1 protein-coding gene is annotated in these 613 nt (G+C 52.2%); it reads right to left on the bottom strand.

The window, feature by feature from the left end:
* On the bottom strand, nucleotides 1-613 hold a 613-nt coding region (locus R7044_RS26435; protein ID WP_263857062.1), incomplete at both ends, for a thiamine pyrophosphate-binding protein.

The following is a 613-nucleotide window of genomic DNA, read 5'->3' as shown; positions in this document are numbered from 1 at the left end:
CACACGGTCATCAAAACGCGCACCTACGACAATCAACAGATCCGCTTCTTGAACCACAAGGTTGGCCGCTTTGGTACCGTGCATACCCAACATGCCTAAGTAGTGAGGGTCATGGCGTTCAATCGTACCTAAGCCTTTTAGAGTGCTTACCGCTGGCATCGGGTTCAGACGTAAGAACTCTCTCACTGCATCTGTTGCTTTCGCTAGCTGCACACCGCCGCCGACATACAATACCGGGCGAGTGGACGCTGCCAGCACGTCTTGCGCGCGTTTGATGTCTTCAGTGCTGACGTCTTCGATTTCAGGTGCAACGTAAGGTGGCAGTAATTCTGTTGGGGCTTGAGCAAGCTGAACATCTTTCGCAATATCGACAATGACCGGGCCCGGACGACCTGTTTTGGCCACTTCAAACGCTTCGGCTAGCGTAGGGGCAAGATCTTCAATGTCAGTAACAAGATAACTGTGCTTAGTACAGGCGAGAGACATACCAATAACATCCATTTCTTGGAACGCATCGGTACGGGTATGAGAGCTGGCAACCTGACCTGTGATGGCTACCAAAGGAACGGAATCAAGGAAAGCGTCGGCTAGGCCGGTAACAAGGTTGGTGGCC

The organism is Vibrio sp. 1402 (assembly GCF_033340275.1).
The sequence above is the reverse complement of the archived record's forward strand: the minus strand, read 5'-3'. Positions and strand labels throughout refer to the sequence as shown.